Annotated in this window: 15 protein-coding genes; 7 read left to right on the top strand and 8 right to left on the bottom strand. The window is 58.0% G+C overall.

What is annotated here, in order from left to right:
- The first annotated feature begins 49 nt into the window (after window positions 1–49).
- Window positions 50–532 (top strand): Lrp/AsnC family transcriptional regulator, encoded by a 483-nt coding sequence (locus K9U38_RS17865; protein WP_224495703.1) that lies wholly within the window; start codon window positions 50–52, stop codon window positions 530–532.
- A gap of 22 nt (window positions 533–554) precedes the next feature.
- Here the strand turns inward: K9U38_RS17865 and argB are convergent, their stop codons facing one another.
- On the bottom strand, window positions 555–1,457 hold the full coding sequence (gene argB, locus K9U38_RS17860) for an acetylglutamate kinase (protein WP_106711596.1): 903 nt from the start codon (window positions 1,455–1,457) through the stop codon (window positions 555–557).
- A gap of 166 nt (window positions 1,458–1,623) precedes the next feature.
- Here argB and K9U38_RS17855 point away from each other — a divergent pair, with 166 nt between their 5' ends.
- From K9U38_RS17855 to K9U38_RS17845, 3 genes are all read left to right on the top strand, one after another.
- A complete protein-coding gene (locus K9U38_RS17855; protein WP_224495702.1) occupies window positions 1,624–2,163 on the top strand; it encodes a sigma-70 family RNA polymerase sigma factor in 540 nt (179 codons plus the stop codon).
- On the top strand, window positions 2,160–2,873 hold the full coding sequence (locus K9U38_RS17850; RefSeq protein WP_224495701.1) for an anti-sigma factor: 714 nt from the start codon (window positions 2,160–2,162) through the stop codon (window positions 2,871–2,873). Before K9U38_RS17855 ends, K9U38_RS17850 begins: the two co-directional genes overlap by 4 nt.
- Before the next feature lie 102 nt (window positions 2,874–2,975).
- On the top strand, window positions 2,976–3,527 hold the full coding sequence (locus K9U38_RS17845) for a fasciclin domain-containing protein (RefSeq protein ID WP_224495700.1): 552 nt from the start codon (window positions 2,976–2,978) through the stop codon (window positions 3,525–3,527).
- Between the two features lie 91 nt (window positions 3,528–3,618).
- On the opposite strand, the gene yihA is transcribed toward K9U38_RS17845, so the two are convergent.
- From yihA to rpmH, 4 genes are all read right to left on the bottom strand, one after another.
- Window positions 3,619–4,290: a ribosome biogenesis GTP-binding protein YihA/YsxC gene (gene yihA, locus K9U38_RS17840; RefSeq protein WP_224495699.1), complete on the bottom strand. Its 672-nt coding sequence runs from the start codon at window positions 4,288–4,290 to the stop codon at window positions 3,619–3,621.
- 122 nt (window positions 4,291–4,412) lie between these two features.
- On the bottom strand, window positions 4,413–6,260 hold the full coding sequence (gene yidC / locus K9U38_RS17835; RefSeq protein WP_224495698.1) for a membrane protein insertase YidC: 1,848 nt from the start codon (window positions 6,258–6,260) through the stop codon (window positions 4,413–4,415).
- Window positions 6,261–6,293: 33 nt separating this feature from the next.
- Complete coding sequence (gene rnpA, locus K9U38_RS17830; protein ID WP_224495697.1) at window positions 6,294–6,656, bottom strand: ribonuclease P protein component; 363 nt, start codon at window positions 6,654–6,656, stop codon at window positions 6,294–6,296.
- 37 nt (window positions 6,657–6,693) lie between these two features.
- On the bottom strand, window positions 6,694–6,828 hold the full coding sequence (gene rpmH / locus K9U38_RS17825; protein WP_040853797.1) for a 50S ribosomal protein L34: 135 nt from the start codon (window positions 6,826–6,828) through the stop codon (window positions 6,694–6,696).
- A gap of 257 nt (window positions 6,829–7,085) precedes the next feature.
- On the opposite strand from rpmH, the gene K9U38_RS17820 reads away from it, so the two are divergent.
- Together K9U38_RS17820 and K9U38_RS17815 are read left to right on the top strand one after the other, a co-directional pair.
- Window positions 7,086–8,585, top strand: coding sequence for a sensor histidine kinase (locus K9U38_RS17820; protein ID WP_370631984.1), 1,500 nt, complete (start codon window positions 7,086–7,088; stop codon window positions 8,583–8,585).
- Between the two features lie 17 nt (window positions 8,586–8,602).
- Window positions 8,603–10,063: a phospholipase D-like domain-containing protein gene (locus K9U38_RS17815; protein WP_224495696.1), complete on the top strand. Its 1,461-nt coding sequence runs from the start codon at window positions 8,603–8,605 to the stop codon at window positions 10,061–10,063.
- Here the strand turns inward: K9U38_RS17815 and K9U38_RS17810 are convergent.
- The 3 genes from K9U38_RS17810 to K9U38_RS17800 all read right to left on the bottom strand — a co-directional run bounded on the left by K9U38_RS17810 (window position 10,035) and on the right by K9U38_RS17800 (window position 13,312).
- Window positions 10,035–10,877 carry an endonuclease/exonuclease/phosphatase family protein gene (locus K9U38_RS17810; protein WP_224495695.1) on the bottom strand — a complete coding sequence of 281 codons (843 nt, stop codon included), beginning with the start codon at window positions 10,875–10,877 and terminating at the stop codon, window positions 10,035–10,037. The two genes, K9U38_RS17815 and K9U38_RS17810, sit on opposite strands and share 29 nt — an antisense overlap.
- A 118-nt stretch (window positions 10,878–10,995) precedes the next feature.
- Entirely contained in the window at window positions 10,996–12,279 is a 1,284-nt protein-coding gene (locus K9U38_RS17805; RefSeq protein WP_224495694.1) for an NAD(P)/FAD-dependent oxidoreductase, read from the bottom strand.
- Window positions 12,280–12,385: 106 nt separating this feature from the next.
- Window positions 12,386–13,312: a LysR family transcriptional regulator gene (locus K9U38_RS17800; RefSeq protein WP_224495693.1), complete on the bottom strand. Its 927-nt coding sequence runs from the start codon at window positions 13,310–13,312 to the stop codon at window positions 12,386–12,388.
- 124 nt (window positions 13,313–13,436) lie between these two features.
- On the opposite strand from K9U38_RS17800, the gene hglS reads away from it, so the two are divergent.
- Window positions 13,437–14,843: a 2-oxoadipate dioxygenase/decarboxylase HglS gene (gene hglS / locus K9U38_RS17795; protein ID WP_224495692.1), complete on the top strand. Its 1,407-nt coding sequence runs from the start codon at window positions 13,437–13,439 to the stop codon at window positions 14,841–14,843.
- Window positions 14,844–14,884 lie beyond the last annotated feature (41 nt).

The following is a 14,884-nucleotide window of genomic DNA, read 5'->3' as shown; positions in this document are numbered from 1 at the left end:
AATATCGCATAGATTTGGGTGAAAACTCACCAAGATGGAAGTGCTTTGAGTGACATCAACTCAATTGAGCGATTTCGAGATCAAGATGCTGCAAATCCTGCGGGACAATGGCCGGATTGCTGTAACCGACCTTGCGCAAATGATCGGGCTTTCTGCGACACCATGCGCTCGTCGGTTCGAGCACCTGCAAGACAGCGGCGTGATCAAGGGCTTTGCAGCCACCATCGACAGGCGGGCGATAGGTCTGATGGTGGAAGTCTTCGTGCAAGTCCGGCTCAACACCCATAGCGATGATTCGCCCGAACGCTTCATCGCCGAGATTCAGCGCATGGATGAAGTTTCATCCTGTTGGACCATGACGGGTGAACACGATTTCCTGTTGCATGTCATGGTGCCAACAGTGGACGACCTCAATGACTTCGTCATGCACCGGCTGATGCGGCTGAAGGGTGTGCGGGATGTACACACCCAACTCGTCCTGCAAAACATCAAGGGACCGGGTAAAATCCCGCTTGAACACCTCCGGCGATAGTCAGAGCGCGGTACTGCTCCCCTTAAGGAACGAGCAGCGTGCCGGCACCGCGTTCCGTGAAGAGCTCCAGCAAGACCGAATGGGGCGTCTTGCCATTGAGGATGACGACACCTTCGACGCCGCGGTTAATCGCATCGATGCAGGTTTCAACCTTCGGGATCATACCGCCGGAAATCGTACCGTCCTTGATGAGGGCGCGGGCCTGACTGACGGACAGCTCCTTGATCAGTTCCTTGTTCTTGTCGAGAACACCTGGCACATCGGTGAGGAACAGCAGGCGTGAAGCCGCCAGCGCACCCGCGATGGCTCCAGCGAATGTATCGGCATTGATGTTGTAGGTATGGCCATCGCGTCCGGGAGCGACGGGCGCAATAACCGGGATCATCTCGGACCGGGCAAGCAGATCGAGGAGCGTACGGTCTATCTCGACGGGTTCGCCGACGAAGCCAAGGTCAACGATCTTTTCGATATTCGAATCAGGATCGATGACGGTTTTCTTGGCCTTCTCGGCAAAGACCATATTGCCATCCTTGCCGCAGAGGCCGATCGCCCACTCGCCCTCAGCATTGATCAGAGCAACGATCTCCTTGTTGATGGATCCTGCGAGGACCATTTCGACAATTTCGAGGGTTTTCGCATCGGTAACGCGAAGGCCGCCTTCGAACTTCGATTCAATACCCATGCGTGCGAGCATTGAAGCGATCTGCGGGCCGCCACCATGTACAACGATCGGATTGATGCCGGACTGTTTGAGGAGAGCGATGTCACGGGCAAAGGCCTTGCCCAATGTCGCATCGCCCATGGCATGACCGCCATATTTCACGACGACAGTCTTGTTTTCGTAGCGCTGCATGTAAGGCAGTGCCGCAGAGAGAAGGCTCGCCTGGATTTCGGCGGTTTGGTCGATGTCGGACGTGGAGGACATGGATGCGAGGCTCCGGCTTGGGAAGGTCGGGGGTTCTTACCGTTAAAGACGGTTTCGGGCAAACATGATTTAGGAACTTCGGATAGGTTTTTGTCATCCTCCATTGACAGCAGAACGTCTCGACGGATTTAACTTACCCCATCGGTCAGCTGGAAACCCCAACCGCATGACGCCTGAAGGCATATCGGAGCTTATCTCACGAGTCTCGCTACGGGACCGCGCAGCCTTCGACGTTCTTTACGCCTCTACCAGCGCGAAACTTTTTGGCGTCTGTCTGCGTGTCTTGGGTAACCGTACGGAAGCTGAGGACGCGCTGCAGGACATCTACGTCAGGATATGGAACAAGGCAGATCGATTTGCCGTGGCTGATACCAGCCCCATTTCGTGGCTGGTTGCCATCGCACGCAATCACTGCATCGATACCCTGCGGGCACGCAAGCCGGTTGCGGCTGAACTGGATCAGGCCGTGGACGTTGCCGAGCCCTCGCCCAATCCCGAACAGTCTGCCGTGACCAGGGGCGAGGCGCAGCGTCTGCATGACTGCCTCGACCAATTGGAGGCGGTTCGGGCCGCGGCCGTACGCGGCGCCTATCTGAACGGCGACAGCTACGAGGCACTGGCCAACCGCTACAGCGTGCCCTTGAATACAATGAGAACGTGGCTGCGTCGCAGCCTGATGAAACTGAAGGAATGCCTGGAGGGATGAGCTCGATACCACCCGAAGACACAATCCCGGAAGGCGATGACCTCATCGCCGCTGAATACGTGTTGGGCGTGCTTCCCGCCGAGGAGCGGCGCGTGGTCGCGCGCCGTATCGAAACCGACCAGGCCTTTGCCCGGCTTGTTGCGCGTTGGCAGCAGCACTTCGATCCGCTCAACGAGCAGTTCGTGGCTGAACCCGCTCCGGGCGACTTGAAAAACAGGATTGATCATCGCTTGTTTGGAACAGAACAGCCGCCGGCAAGCATCCCGTTGTGGAACAGCGTCACCTTCTGGCGAGGTCTGGCATTCGCCGCCTTCGCCCTTGCCGTATTCGGCTTTGGCCGCGATCTGATCCAGCCCCCCACTACGACGTCCTCGCCTCAACTGGTCGCTTCCATGGTCGCAGATGGAAGTCCTGTCCGCACGCTCGCGGTCTTTGACGATCAAACGAGACTACTGAAGGTCTCCCTTGTCGCCGGTGACGTTCCACAGGACCGTTCGCTTGAACTGTGGCTCATCGCCGGCAACGAGGCTCCCGTCTCGCTAGGAGTGATTACGTCGCCGCAGGTAACCGCGTTTGATCTGCCCCAGCCTGTTGCCGATAAATTGCGTGATGGCACAACACTGGCCATTACTGTCGAACCCGTGGGCGGCTCACCGAGCGGAGCACCAACCGGCGCCGTGGTTGCCGCCGGAACAGTCCGGGGGATCTGAGAAAAACTTCAACAAAATATGCGTTGGGCTGAAACTTTAGCATCCGAGCTGCCGTATCTCCACTGAACCTCAACAGAGGGGACCCAAACAGTGGAGATAAAGATGCTAAACAAATCGCTTCGCCTGATCGCGCTTTCAACCATCCTTATTGCCGGTGCGGCGCTCGCCAAGAACCCGAATGTGGGCGGCGCTCCCATGTATGAAAACAAGAACATTATTGAAAACGCCGTGAACTCGAAGGACCACACTACTCTGGTTGCCGCCGTCAAGGCGGCAGGCCTAGTCGAGACGCTCGAAGGCAAAGGTCCGTTCACGGTATTCGCCCCGACCAATGAAGCATTCGCCGCCCTTCCCAAAGGGACCGTCGAAACCCTGCTCAAGCCGGAAAACAAGGACAGGCTGACGAAGATCCTGACTTGTCACGTAGTCGCGGCTGACGCGTCGGCCAAAGCGATCATGAAGATGGTCGATGATGATGAGGGCGCCCACCCGGTCAAGACCGTGGGCGGCTGCATCTGGACTGCCAAGTACAAGGGCAAGAAGCTTACGCTGACCGACGAGAACGGTACCGTCGCCAATGTAACGATTGCCGATGTGAAGCAGTCGAACGGCGTCATCCATGTGATCGACAAGGTTCTGCTGCCGAAAATGTAGGGCTTTTGCCTGCTTTGCGCAGACAGGCATCTGCGCACTTGCCCCGTATGGTCCACCCCGGAACATGCGGGGCCTTTTTACGCCTGCGTGCCTATTCTTCGAGGAGCAGTGCGACAGCGGCGCGCAGTTCGTCCAGCCCCGCTCCTTTTTCAGAAGACGTTGCGAGGATCTGCGGATAGGCGGCCGCGCGTTTCTTGATGGCCTGCGCCGTTTCTTCCATCAGACGCGGGACGCCTGCGGCCTTGATCTTGTCGATCTTGGTGAGGACGATCTGATAGGAAACCGCTGCGCGATCGAGCAGATCCAACACTTCGGCATCGTTCTTCTTAACGCCGTGCCGAGCATCGATAAGCACGTATACGCGCTTGAGAGTCGTCCGCCCGCGCAAATAATCAAACACCAGCCGGGTCCAGGCATCCACCTGTTCCTTTGGCGCTTCTGCAAACCCGTAACCGGGCATATCAACAATAGCGAGCGGCGGCAGATCGCCGTTTTCGCCTGAATGGCCATCTGGAACGAAATAGTTGAGTTCCTGCGTGCGACCCGGCGTATTGGACGTCCGTGCCAGGCCCTTCTGGCCAATGATGGCGTTGATCAGCGAAGACTTTCCAACATTGGACCGCCCCGCGAAAGCGATCTCAAGCGGCCCCTCGGGTGGCAGGAACTTCATGGCGGGAACGCCGCGGATGAATACCCAGCCCTGCGCGAAAAGCAATCTGCCTTTCTCGATCAGTCTGTTTGTCTTGCCTTGCGCTTCGCTCAATTCATTGTCCATCTGACGTCGTTAGCGTTGCAATCAATGTTTCTTGGCAGCTTGTCAACCGCTGCAAAGCAAAAGCCCCCGGCGTACCGGGGGCTTTCGTCTGTTTTTCAATCAACCTGCCGTTACTCTGCAGGTTTGGGCTTTTTCTTGAACATGCCTGCAAGGTTGTCCCACAGCTCGACCTTCACGCCCTGCCGTTTCATGATGATCCCTTGCTGGATGATCGACAGCGTGTTGTTCCATGCCCAGTAGATGACCAGACCAGCCGGGAAGCTCGCGAGCATGAACGTGAAGATCAGCGGCATCCAGTTGAAGATCATCTGCTGTGTCGGATCGGGGGGCGTGGGGTTCATGCGCATCTGCAGGAACATCGTCACACCCATGATCAACGGCCAGACACCGATCATCAGGAAGGCTGGAACAGCCCAGGGCAGCAATCCGAACAGATTGAACAATGATGTTGGATCCGGCGCGGCGAGATCCTGAATCCAGCCAAAGAACGGCGCATGACGCATTTCAATGGTGACGTACAGAACCTTGTATAGCGCGAAGAACACCGGAATCTGGATCAGGATCGGCCAGCAACCCGCGATCGGATTGATCTTTTCCGTCTTGTACAGTTCCATCATCGCCTGCTGCTGCTTGACCTTGTCGTCCGCGTATTTCTCGCGGATTTCGGTCATCTTCGGCTGAACAAGTTTCATGCGCGCCATGGACGCGTACGACTTGTTGGCCAGCGGGAAGAATACGGCCTTGAGCAGCACCGTAACCACCAGGATCGCGACGCCAAAATTGCCGATGGCCTTATAGAGCCAATCGATCAGGTAGAACATCGGCTTGGTGATGAAATAGAACCAGCCCCAATCGATCAGCAGTTCGAACTGCCGGATGTTGCGGTCTTTTTCATAGGCATTGATCCTGCCGACTTCCTTCGCGCCAGCGAAAATCAGGTTCTCGATCGTCGCAGATTGGCCAGCTTCGATCGTGGTCGGGTCCGACAGAAAATCGGTCTGGTAGCGCGCGCGCCCATCATCGAAATAGGCCATGCGCGCCTGGAACGGCTTGTCCGCCGGAGGAACGAGCGTCGCCGCCCAATACTTGTCGGTGATCCCGATCCAGCCGCCCGTGGATGACTTCGGCAGTTGGACTTCTCTTTCCTTCTCGATTTTGGCGAAGGTAACTTCCTGCAGTCCATCGTCGCCAATCACACCGATCGGCCCTTCATGCAGAACATATGTGCTGGGATGTACCGGCTTCGAGAAGCGTGTGACACGACCATAGGAGGCAAGTGAGACGGGAGCGCCTGTGTTGTTTGTCACCGTATCTTTCACGGCGAACATATAATGGTCATCGACACTGAATGTGCGTTTGAACGTCAGGCCCTTGTCATTGGTGTAGACAAGCGTAACTGGCGTTGTCGAGGTCAGCGTGTCGTTGCCTTCCACGGTCCAGACTGTCGTCGGGCCCGGGACGGTGCCGGTCAAATCGTTGCCGGTAAAGCCGATTTCGGCAAAATAGCCGTCTGCCAACTGCGCAGGGCTCAACAACTCGATGTTCGGCGAATTGTTGTCGACCGTCTCGTGATACTCTTTGAGCTGCAAATCGTCGAGGCGCGCCGCGGTGAGATTGATCGATCCCCGCAGGCTCGGTGTGTCGATCTTGACGCGGCCGGACTGACCAAGGGCGGCAGCGCGGGTCAAGCTACCTGCCTGAGCGGCATCCTGCGACTGGCCAGGAATATTGGCGCCGGGCGTGGCAGGCGTCGAGGATGGCAGGTTGCCTGCCCCCTCAGCGGTGCCGGCGGGTGCAATTGGCTGTCCATCAACGCGCGTCTGTCCTTGCCGCGTAGCCTCGATCTGGGCCTGTTCGCGCTGCGCTTCGATCTTGGGGTTCATGTAGAACACCTGCCAAAGCGTCAGGATCACAATGGACAAGGCAATGGTGATGAAGAAATTACGGTTGGTTTCCATTGTCAGTCCTTGGGGTCGGGTCCGGCCGCGCCGTTAAGGCTTCGACGAACGCCGAGTCTGTGTTTTCTTGGAAACCCGTTTCGAGAGTTCCCGGGTCAGATCCACGAACGGCGCATTGAGCGCGTCGCGACGAGCAACGATCACATAGTCTGTTCCGGGGTGCATGTCATCTGCAACATTGACGCGCACGGCCTCACGCAGGCGGCGCTTGATGCGGTTGCGGATAACAGCATTTCCGTTCTTCTTGGTGACCGTAAAACCGACGCGTGGAGGACCACCCTGATCCTCCCGCTCCTTGACTTCGATCAGAAAATAAGCGCCACGGCGCTTTTCTCCTCCCCGAACAGCCAAAAACTCCGCTCTCTTGCGAAGGCGGAGTGGTTTTTGCTCATTCATTCTGTAGTGCCAACCGCACGGAACCGTGCGGACTGCCTTATGCCGACAACCGCTTGCGACCACGAGCGCGACGCGCTGCAATAACCTTGCGGCCGCCTGCCGTTGCCATGCGGGCGCGGAACCCGTGACGACGTGCGCGGACAAGTTTGGATGGCTGATAAGTACGCTTCATTTGTTAAATACCGCGGTGTGCGGCCCTTCTTGTGGTCTGTTCTTTGACAGGAGCATATCAGGACCGCCATTAGCGCATAAAAATACGCCGCCGGGGCGGTCAACCCGGACGTGCGCGGCTTATAGAGTGATGATAAAGATAAGTCAATTCACGGAAGCGATTCAAAAAAATCAAAAAAGGCAAATGCTTCCAGGCAAGAAAGGTTCTATTGTGCCAGTCAGGCGTTTGGCTTACACCCGAACGTTGACGGAGTACAGATGACGGCAACGCAGCAAAAGCCAGAAATGACCGCCATGCAGTTGCATGCGGGCCAGCGCTTGCCGGTTCTGAAGCGCCTTTCCGGAAAACTGCTGCGTCTCACCCTTCTCTTCGGGCTGCTCGCCGAAGTCATGATTTTCGTGCCTACCGTTGCCGACATGCGTATGCGCTGGCTTTCGGACCGGCTCAACACGGTTGCCGCGGCCAGCGTGGTGCTCGCAGCAAGCGACGACAAGGATATACCCCAGTCAGTCCAGGATGACGTTCTGCTCGCAACCGGTACGAAGGCGATAGTACTGCGTGAGCAAGGCGCATCCCGACTGCTCGCGGTGTCTGAAATGCCCTCGAAGGTCGACAAGCACATCGACATTACCGTGACTGACCCGGTTACCGTAATCCGGGATGCCCTCGACACCCTGATCAATGGAGGACACCGCGTTATCAGGGTCTATGGCCCCGTCGGCGATACCGGCAAGGTCATCGAACTGCTCACATCCGATACGCCGCTGCGCAATGCCATGCTGCAGTACGCTCGCAATGTGGCACTCATTTCTCTGTTCATTTCACTGATCACAGCCAGTCTCGTGTTCATTGCCATCAGCCGCCTGCTCATTCGCCCCATCCAGCGCATGAGCGCCAATATGCTGGCGTTCGCACAATCACCCGATGATCCGCAAAGGATTATAAAGCCGGAGCCGCGGGAGGATGAACTCGGCATTGCCCAGCGCGAGCTCGCAGACATGCAGCGCCAATTGCAACGCACACTGTCAGAGCAAAAGCACCTTGCCGATCTCGGTCTTGCCGTTTCCAAGATCAACCACGACATGCGCAATATTCTGTCGTCGGCGCAGCTCATGTCCGACCACCTCGCCAATACGAGCGATCCGACCATGCAACGCTTCGTCCCGAAGCTTGTGCGTACAATCGACCGAGCCATCCATTATTCGCAGACCGTCCTTGCCTACGGCGGTACGCAGGAGGCACCGCCGCAACGCAGGCGCGTAAAACTGCGCACTGTCGTCAGTGACGTTGAGGAAATGCTCAATCTGGATGCCAAGTCCGGTATAGAATTCAGGAATCTGGTGCCGGAAACTTTTGAAATCGATGCCGATCCCGACCAGTTCTTCCGGGTCATTTCCAATCTTTGCCGCAACTCCGTTCAGGCCATGGCGGGAGACACCCGCAGTGATCCGTCAGTGGTCAAGCGGTTGACAATCACGGCAGGGCAAATCGGCACGACGTCGATAATCGGGGTGGAGGATACGGGACCGGGCCTGCCGCCAAAGGCGCGAGAAAACCTGTTCACGGCCTTCAAGGGCTCCGCTCGCTCGGGCGGCACCGGTCTTGGGCTGGCCATCGTACATGAGCTGGTACGGGCCCATGGAGGAACCATCGAATTGCGCGAGAATGAGGGGGCGGGGACGAGCTTTGAGATTCGCATTCCAGATCAACCAGTATCACTGGCCGAATGGCGTTCGCGCCGGGATTCAATGTCCTGACATGAAGCCAAGCAACGATGGGTGATTTTCTCCCTACCTATTGGCCGCACATCCTCTTCGTGCTCTCTCTCGCTCTCGGTGTTCCTGCCGCAATTCACGCGACGATGACCAAGGAGGAAGTGCGCGCGGCCATCGGCTGGGTCGGCGTCATCATCCTTTCACCGGTGATCGGCGCCGTGATCTATGCGGTCGCCGGCATCAATCGCATCCGCCGCTCTTCAATCTCCTCGCAACGCGCTTTCCTGCACGAGATCGGCCAGGACCATCTCATGCGCTTTGACGCAAGCGAGCAGAACGTTCTGGCCCATTTCGACAAGCGCTTTGTAGCCATGAAGACAGTCGGAGATCGGGTGAGTCGTTGCAGGCTTACGACTGGCAACGAGATTGCCATGCTGCAAAGCGGCGACAAAGCCTATTGCGCCATGCTTGAAGCGATCGATACGGCAAAGCGCAGCATCCTGGTGGAGACCTATATTTTTGACCGCGACAAGATCGGGCTGCGCATCGCCGATGCCCTGATAGCAGCGGTCAAACGGGGGGTTGAGGTTCGCGTCCTCATTGATGCCGTCGGCGCCCGCTATTCCATCCCAAGCATTGTCGGCTATCTGGCCAAGGGCGGCGTCCCGGTCAATGTGTTCAATGGCAACATCATCATGGGCCTCCGCTTGCCCTATGCGAACCTTCGAACCCACAGGAAGATCCTGATCGTGGATGGCACTATCGCCTTCACCGGGGGCATGAACATCCGCGCCGGCTTTTCGGCGGAAGTCGTGGGCGAAGACAATGCGCGGGACACGCATTTCCGTCTTACCGGTCCCATCGTCACGGATCTGTTCCATATTGCGTCTGAGGACTGGCGATTTACCACCAGGGAAGTTCTGTCCGGCGAACCGTGGCTCATTGGTTCACCGGAAAAACGCGCCGGAGAACCTGTCTTCATCCGCGCGGTACCATCGGGTCCCGACCGGAGTCTTGAAGCTAATCACCGCATGCTGATGGGCGCATTCTCCGTCGCGCAGTCGCGCATCCGCATCATGTCACCCTATTTCCTGCCGGACCGGGAACTTGTCAGCGCCATCGTCACGGCTGCACGTCGTGGAGTCGAAGTCGACGTCATCGTTCCGGCCATCAACAATCTCAAGCTGGTTGATCGCGCCATGACGGCGCAGTTCGACCAGATACTCAAGGGCCATTGCCGCATCTGGCGTGCCAGCGGCAATTTCAATCATTCCAAGCTGTTGGTGATCGATGGCTTGTGGGCCTATGTCGGCTCGTCGAATCTCGATCCGCGCTCGTTACGGCTGAATTTCGAGGTCGACCTCGAGGTCATGGATGCACAATTTGCACGCGACGTCGAAGGTCTCGTTGATACCGCCATGGCGACGGCAAAGCCCGTCCTCCTGCAGAGTCTGCGAGCACGGTCGTTCTGGGTACGGTTGATCGACCGGATTATCTGGCTAGGCTCGCCTTATCTCTGACTTCGCTCTCGGCCAAGGCAGATTTCAGGTCGACATGGGCCTTGATGGGCAAATGATCGGATGCGACACGCGCCAATGGGGTATCATGAACCTCGATGGCCGTGACCAGATTGTGCGGATGGCCGAGAACCCGGTCAAGCGCAAGAACCGGGAATCGCGACGGGAAACTCGGCACGGCATTCTTCGCCGGATCGAAAACCGGATGCAGGAAATGCAGCGAGGAGCCCTTGCCAACGCGCCATTCATTCAGGTCACCCATCAGCAAGGTCGGGCGGCCAGGATCGGACTGCACGGCGCGCACGATTGCTTCCGATTGCTGCTGCCGGGAATGTCTGAGCAGGCCCAGATGCGCCGCAATGATGCGTAAGGGGCCTGCTTCAAGATCGATGTCGACCACCAGTGCGCCCCGCGGTTCGAGCCCTGGGAGACCGAGTTGCTGAACCCGTCGAACGACACCCTCCCGGAACAGCAGGAGATTGCCGTGCCAGCCATGGCCTTTCGGGTATAGCGATGTCACGGGCACCGGGACAAGACTGTTCTCACGATGAAGGCGTGCAAGGTCGAGGAGACCTGACCGTTCGCCGAACCGCTTGTCGGCCTCCTGAATGGCGATGACATCTGCACCAATCTCGCCAATCACATGGGCAATCCGATCGGGATCGAATTTCTTGTCGATGCCAACACATTTGTGGACATTGTAGGAAGCGATCAGCAGATCGTTACGCACGATCCTTGTGACGCCCATCGGGCGTTTATTGCGGTTCCTGACCGCGGCGAGAATGCTGGCTGAGACGCTCGGTCTGGTGTGCCGCATCGGCTTCCTGCTATCCATCCGTTAGAAATATGTCGGCACGCGAAGAATGGCAAGCGATTGCGAAGGTCAGGTTAACGCGGCGGCACGTCTAAACGAACACCACAACAAGCGATGAGTCTTAGAACCGGTTCCCCACCAGATGCGCGAGTTGCGCCCCGACTTCGTAATAGCCTTCGCGGATGGCGCGCAGGCCCTGTTCTTTCGGCTGGGACACAGGCAGCGGCAAGTCCGCGTCGGTGATCTTGCCGATGATGTGCTCTGCCAGGATGCGTCCGAACACTGTCCCTGGTGCGATTCCGCGCCCGTTGTAGCCACTGAAGCTGATGATATTCGGCGCCAGTATGTGGAACCGTGGCAGGCTGTCACTGGTCATGCCGATCTGGCCATACCATCCCGCTTCAAAGGTGATGTCCTTGACCTGCGGGAATATCTTGGCGATCGACCGTGCCGCCCAGGCCTTGTGAACCGCCATGCCGGTACCGCGCAGGGCGCCGACGCTGCCGAAAACCAGTCTCCCGGATTGGTCCATGCGGAAGGAACTCAATATCTCCTTCGTATCCCAACCACCCTGCCGCTCGGGCAGAATCGTATTCCTGACATCCTCGGGCAGCGGTGTGGTGGCGAAGTTGAAATAGGGCAGGTGCAACAGTTCCGAGCGAAGTTCCGGCCAGGGCGACGTCGTGTAAGCGTTCGTGGCAACCACCACCCAGTCCGCCGACACGGCTCCGTGCGGCGTGCGCAGGATCCAGCGGTTGCCGGCGCGCTCCGTCGCGGCCACTGGCGTTCCGGTGTAGATTGCTGCACCAGCACCAAGCGCTGCCCTTGCCAATCCGCGCACATAACCTAGCGGCTGTATCGTGCCGGCGCGGTTGTCCAGCAGCGCGCCCATGTAGGCCGTGGAACCAACCTTGGTTGCGGTTTCCCTCGCATCGAGCAGGCGGACAGCGGCACCCCGCGCCAGCCACTGTTCGGCGCGCTGTTCGAGTTGCTTGACACCTTCAGCGCCAACAGCACAATGCAGGGTTCCGGTGCGTTCCAGCTCGCAATCGATCTTGTGCCGGTCCACAAGGTTGAACACGGACTGCGGCGCATTGCCGAGAAGATCCAGAAGGCGTTCACCATGCAGCTGGCCGAGAACACCCGGCAAATCGTTCGGCATCACCCACATGCCGGCATTGACTAGTCCGACATTGCGACCCGATCCGCCAAATCCGATTTCGACAGCATCCACGACGGCGACCTTCGATCCAGCTTCCGCCAGGTGCAATGCCGCCGACAGTCCGGTGAACCCGGCACCGATGACCGCCACATCAACGCTGATACTTCCCTGCAACCGTTCAGTTGCGGGTGCCGGCGGGGCCGTCTTTTCCCAAAGGCCGTGGGAGCGATCGTCATTCAACATGGGTCACCGTCGGGTCGGGCCGGCAGTGGCCGGCAGTCTTGGTCATTCGTCGTTATAAATCCTGTTTTCGCCAGCGGAAGTGAAAATCGTCGAAGACATGATGCGGCTAGCGAATGACCTGCGCTTCGGTCTTGGGGTCATTCACCTGATCGGCGATCCATGTGAAGAATATCTGAGCCAACGGATTTTCTCGTCTGTGGTCAGGAACAACGAGATAGTAGCTGTTTTCAGTCTGGAGCGGCTGGTCGAACATAACCTGAAGTCGACCCGTTTCCAGTTCGTGTTCAATGAGATAGCGCGGCAACAAAGCGAAACCGAGCCCCGCCAGCGCTGCTTCGATGACCATGGAGAAATGCTCGAAACGATGACCCTTGTAGGGACTGGAGACGTCTGCTCCTGCAGTCTCGAACCAGGAAGCCCAGGCCTTGGGGCGCGTCGACAGATGCAGAAGCGGCGCCGAAGCTGCAAGGTCCGAGGGTAGCGCAACGGGGTTCGAGGCGCATAGTCCTGGACTTCCGACGGGCACGATCAGTTCGCTGCACAGATAGGTGCAGGTAGCATGCGCCCATACCGGCTGACCGTAGTGGATTGCAAGGTCGAATGGCTCTTCCTCGAAGTCGAAGGGCTGCGAACGCGAGGCCACACTGAGTGTAATTTCCGGATGTCGGCTCAAAAAATCCGGCAGTCGTGGCATGAGCCAGCGGCTGCCAAATGTTGGGAGCGTCGCTATGCTTAGCGATGAGCCCGATTGTGAGGCCGCCATGGCGCGCAACATGGTCTCCTCAGTCAGGCCAAGCAAACGCCGCACTTCCGGAAGGAACTTCTGACCCGCCTCGCAAAGCACGACTCGCTGTCGCACCCGTTCGAACAGCAGCACGCCGATCTGCCCCTCCAGTTCGCTCATCTGGCGGCTGACCGCGCTCTGGGTCAGGTTCAACTCCCTTGCCGCCTGCGTGAAACTGCCATGCCTTGCCGCACATTCGAATGTCTGCAGGATATCGATGTCAGGGATCAGGCGCCGCGTTAACTTCATTCTCTTCTCGCATCAACCCAGTTTGAATCATCGTAATTGCCGGGCACTATTCCCATCTATAATCCAGATTGAGCATGACAGCACAAGAATTTGCTGTCGCATCAATAAAGCGGAACTTATCACCATGAAATCAGCCACGTTTATCTCTACAGACGTGATCCGGGCGTCATTTTCTTCAGCGATGTCGTCCATGTACCGGGCCGAGGTACCGGCCTACGGAACTCTTCTTTCCCTCGTGGCAAAGGTCAACTCCAACACACTTGCGGCTTCGCCCGAGCTCAGATACCGGCTGGAACAGACCGATACGCTTGACCGTATTTCGGAAGAACGTCACGGGGCGATCCGCGTGGGCACGCCAGCCGAGCTTTCGATGCTCCGCCGCGTGTTCGCCGTCATGGGCATGTATCCCGTGGGCTACTACGATCTCAGCGAAGCGGGGGTGCCTGTGCATTCAACGGCGTTTCGTCCGGTTGGCGATGCCGCGCTGAAGATCAACCCGTTTCGTGTGTTCACATCGCTGTTGCGGCTCGACCTCATCGCCGACGCCGCACTGCGCGAGGAAGCTCGCACAACACTGCAGGCCCGACAGATCTTTACCGCAACAGCCATTTCTCTCGTTGAGAAGAACGAAGCCGAGGGTGGCCTTGGACTTGATGATGCGGCACTCTTCGTCAAGGAAATCGTTGAGACTTTTCGCTGGCACGATCGGGCCAGCGTGAGCGGAGACCTTTATCGCCGCCTGCATGATGCACATCGGCTGATCGCCGACGTGGTTTCCTTCAAAGGGCCTCATATCAATCACCTGACACCCCGTACGCTCAACATCGATGCCGTGCAGGCGTTGATGCCTGCATACGGCATCTCGCCCAAGGCAGTGATCGAAGGTCCGCCCACACGTGCCTGCCCCATCCTGTTGCGGCAAACGTCGTTCAAGGCATTGGAAGAGAGCGTCTCCTTCCAGAACGCCAATGGTGCATGGGAAGCCGGCTCGCACACGGCGCGTTTTGGAGAGATCGAGCAGCGCGGCGTCGCCCTGACGCCGAAGGGAAGAGCTCTCTATGACCGCCTGCTCACTGAGTCGCGCAAGGTGGTCCGTCCTGCACCCGATGGCTCCAATGCGGACGAGTACACCGCAGCCCTCACTGAGGTATTCAAAGCTTTCCCAGACGATTGGGATAGCATGCGCAGGCAAGGTCTGGGCTACTTCCGCTATACGGTTGTAAAGAGTTTCCCGCACAAGAGCCTGTCACCGCGTGACGCATCGGATATCGAAGCGCTCGTGGCGCTTGGTGCCGTGCAGTTCGATCCGATTGTTTATGAAGACTTCCTGCCCGTGAGTGCGGCTGGTATCTTCCAATCCAATCTCGGTGACGATGCCAGCCAGAAATTTGCTGCGAGCCCGAGCCAACGGGAGTTCGAAGCTGATCTCGGCGCGCCTGTGCTGGATGCATTCGCGCATTATGAGGGCCTGCAAAAGGCATCCATTGAGCGCTGCCGGCAGCACTTCAAGCCTGTCGTGATGGCAGACTGAGCCGTAGCGTCAAAAAAATCCAGTCCGGCTGATAGGAGCCG

Source organism: Phyllobacterium lublinensis (genome assembly GCF_020164435.1).
GTDB classification, from domain to species: Bacteria; Pseudomonadota; Alphaproteobacteria; order Rhizobiales; family Rhizobiaceae; genus Phyllobacterium; species Phyllobacterium lublinensis.
The sequence above is the reverse complement of the archived record's forward strand: the minus strand, read 5'-3'. Positions and strand labels throughout refer to the sequence as shown.

Excerpts from the sequence above, each read along its gene's own strand:
- argB (WP_106711596.1), bottom strand. The coding sequence starts at position 1,457 with ATGTCCTCCACGTCCGACATCGACCAAACCGCCGAAATCCAGGCGAGC.
- K9U38_RS17855 (WP_224495702.1), top strand. The coding sequence starts at position 1,624 with ATGACGCCTGAAGGCATATCGGAGCTTATCTCACGAGTCTCGCTACGG.
- K9U38_RS17850 (WP_224495701.1), top strand. The coding sequence starts at position 2,160 with ATGAGCTCGATACCACCCGAAGACACAATCCCGGAAGGCGATGACCTC.
- K9U38_RS17845 (WP_224495700.1), top strand. The coding sequence starts at position 2,976 with ATGCTAAACAAATCGCTTCGCCTGATCGCGCTTTCAACCATCCTTATT.
- yidC (WP_224495698.1), bottom strand. The coding sequence starts at position 6,260 with ATGGAAACCAACCGTAATTTCTTCATCACCATTGCCTTGTCCATTGTG.
- rnpA (WP_224495697.1), bottom strand. The coding sequence starts at position 6,656 with ATGAATGAGCAAAAACCACTCCGCCTTCGCAAGAGAGCGGAGTTTTTG.
- rpmH (WP_040853797.1), bottom strand. The coding sequence starts at position 6,828 with ATGAAGCGTACTTATCAGCCATCCAAACTTGTCCGCGCACGTCGTCAC.
- K9U38_RS17820 (WP_370631984.1), top strand. The coding sequence starts at position 7,086 with ATGACGGCAACGCAGCAAAAGCCAGAAATGACCGCCATGCAGTTGCAT.
- K9U38_RS17815 (WP_224495696.1), top strand. The coding sequence starts at position 8,603 with ATGGGTGATTTTCTCCCTACCTATTGGCCGCACATCCTCTTCGTGCTC.
- K9U38_RS17810 (WP_224495695.1), bottom strand. The coding sequence starts at position 10,877 with ATGCGGCACACCAGACCGAGCGTCTCAGCCAGCATTCTCGCCGCGGTC.
- K9U38_RS17805 (WP_224495694.1), bottom strand. The coding sequence starts at position 12,279 with ATGTTGAATGACGATCGCTCCCACGGCCTTTGGGAAAAGACGGCCCCG.
- K9U38_RS17800 (WP_224495693.1), bottom strand. The coding sequence starts at position 13,312 with ATGAAGTTAACGCGGCGCCTGATCCCTGACATCGATATCCTGCAGACA.
- hglS (WP_224495692.1), top strand. The coding sequence starts at position 13,437 with ATGAAATCAGCCACGTTTATCTCTACAGACGTGATCCGGGCGTCATTT.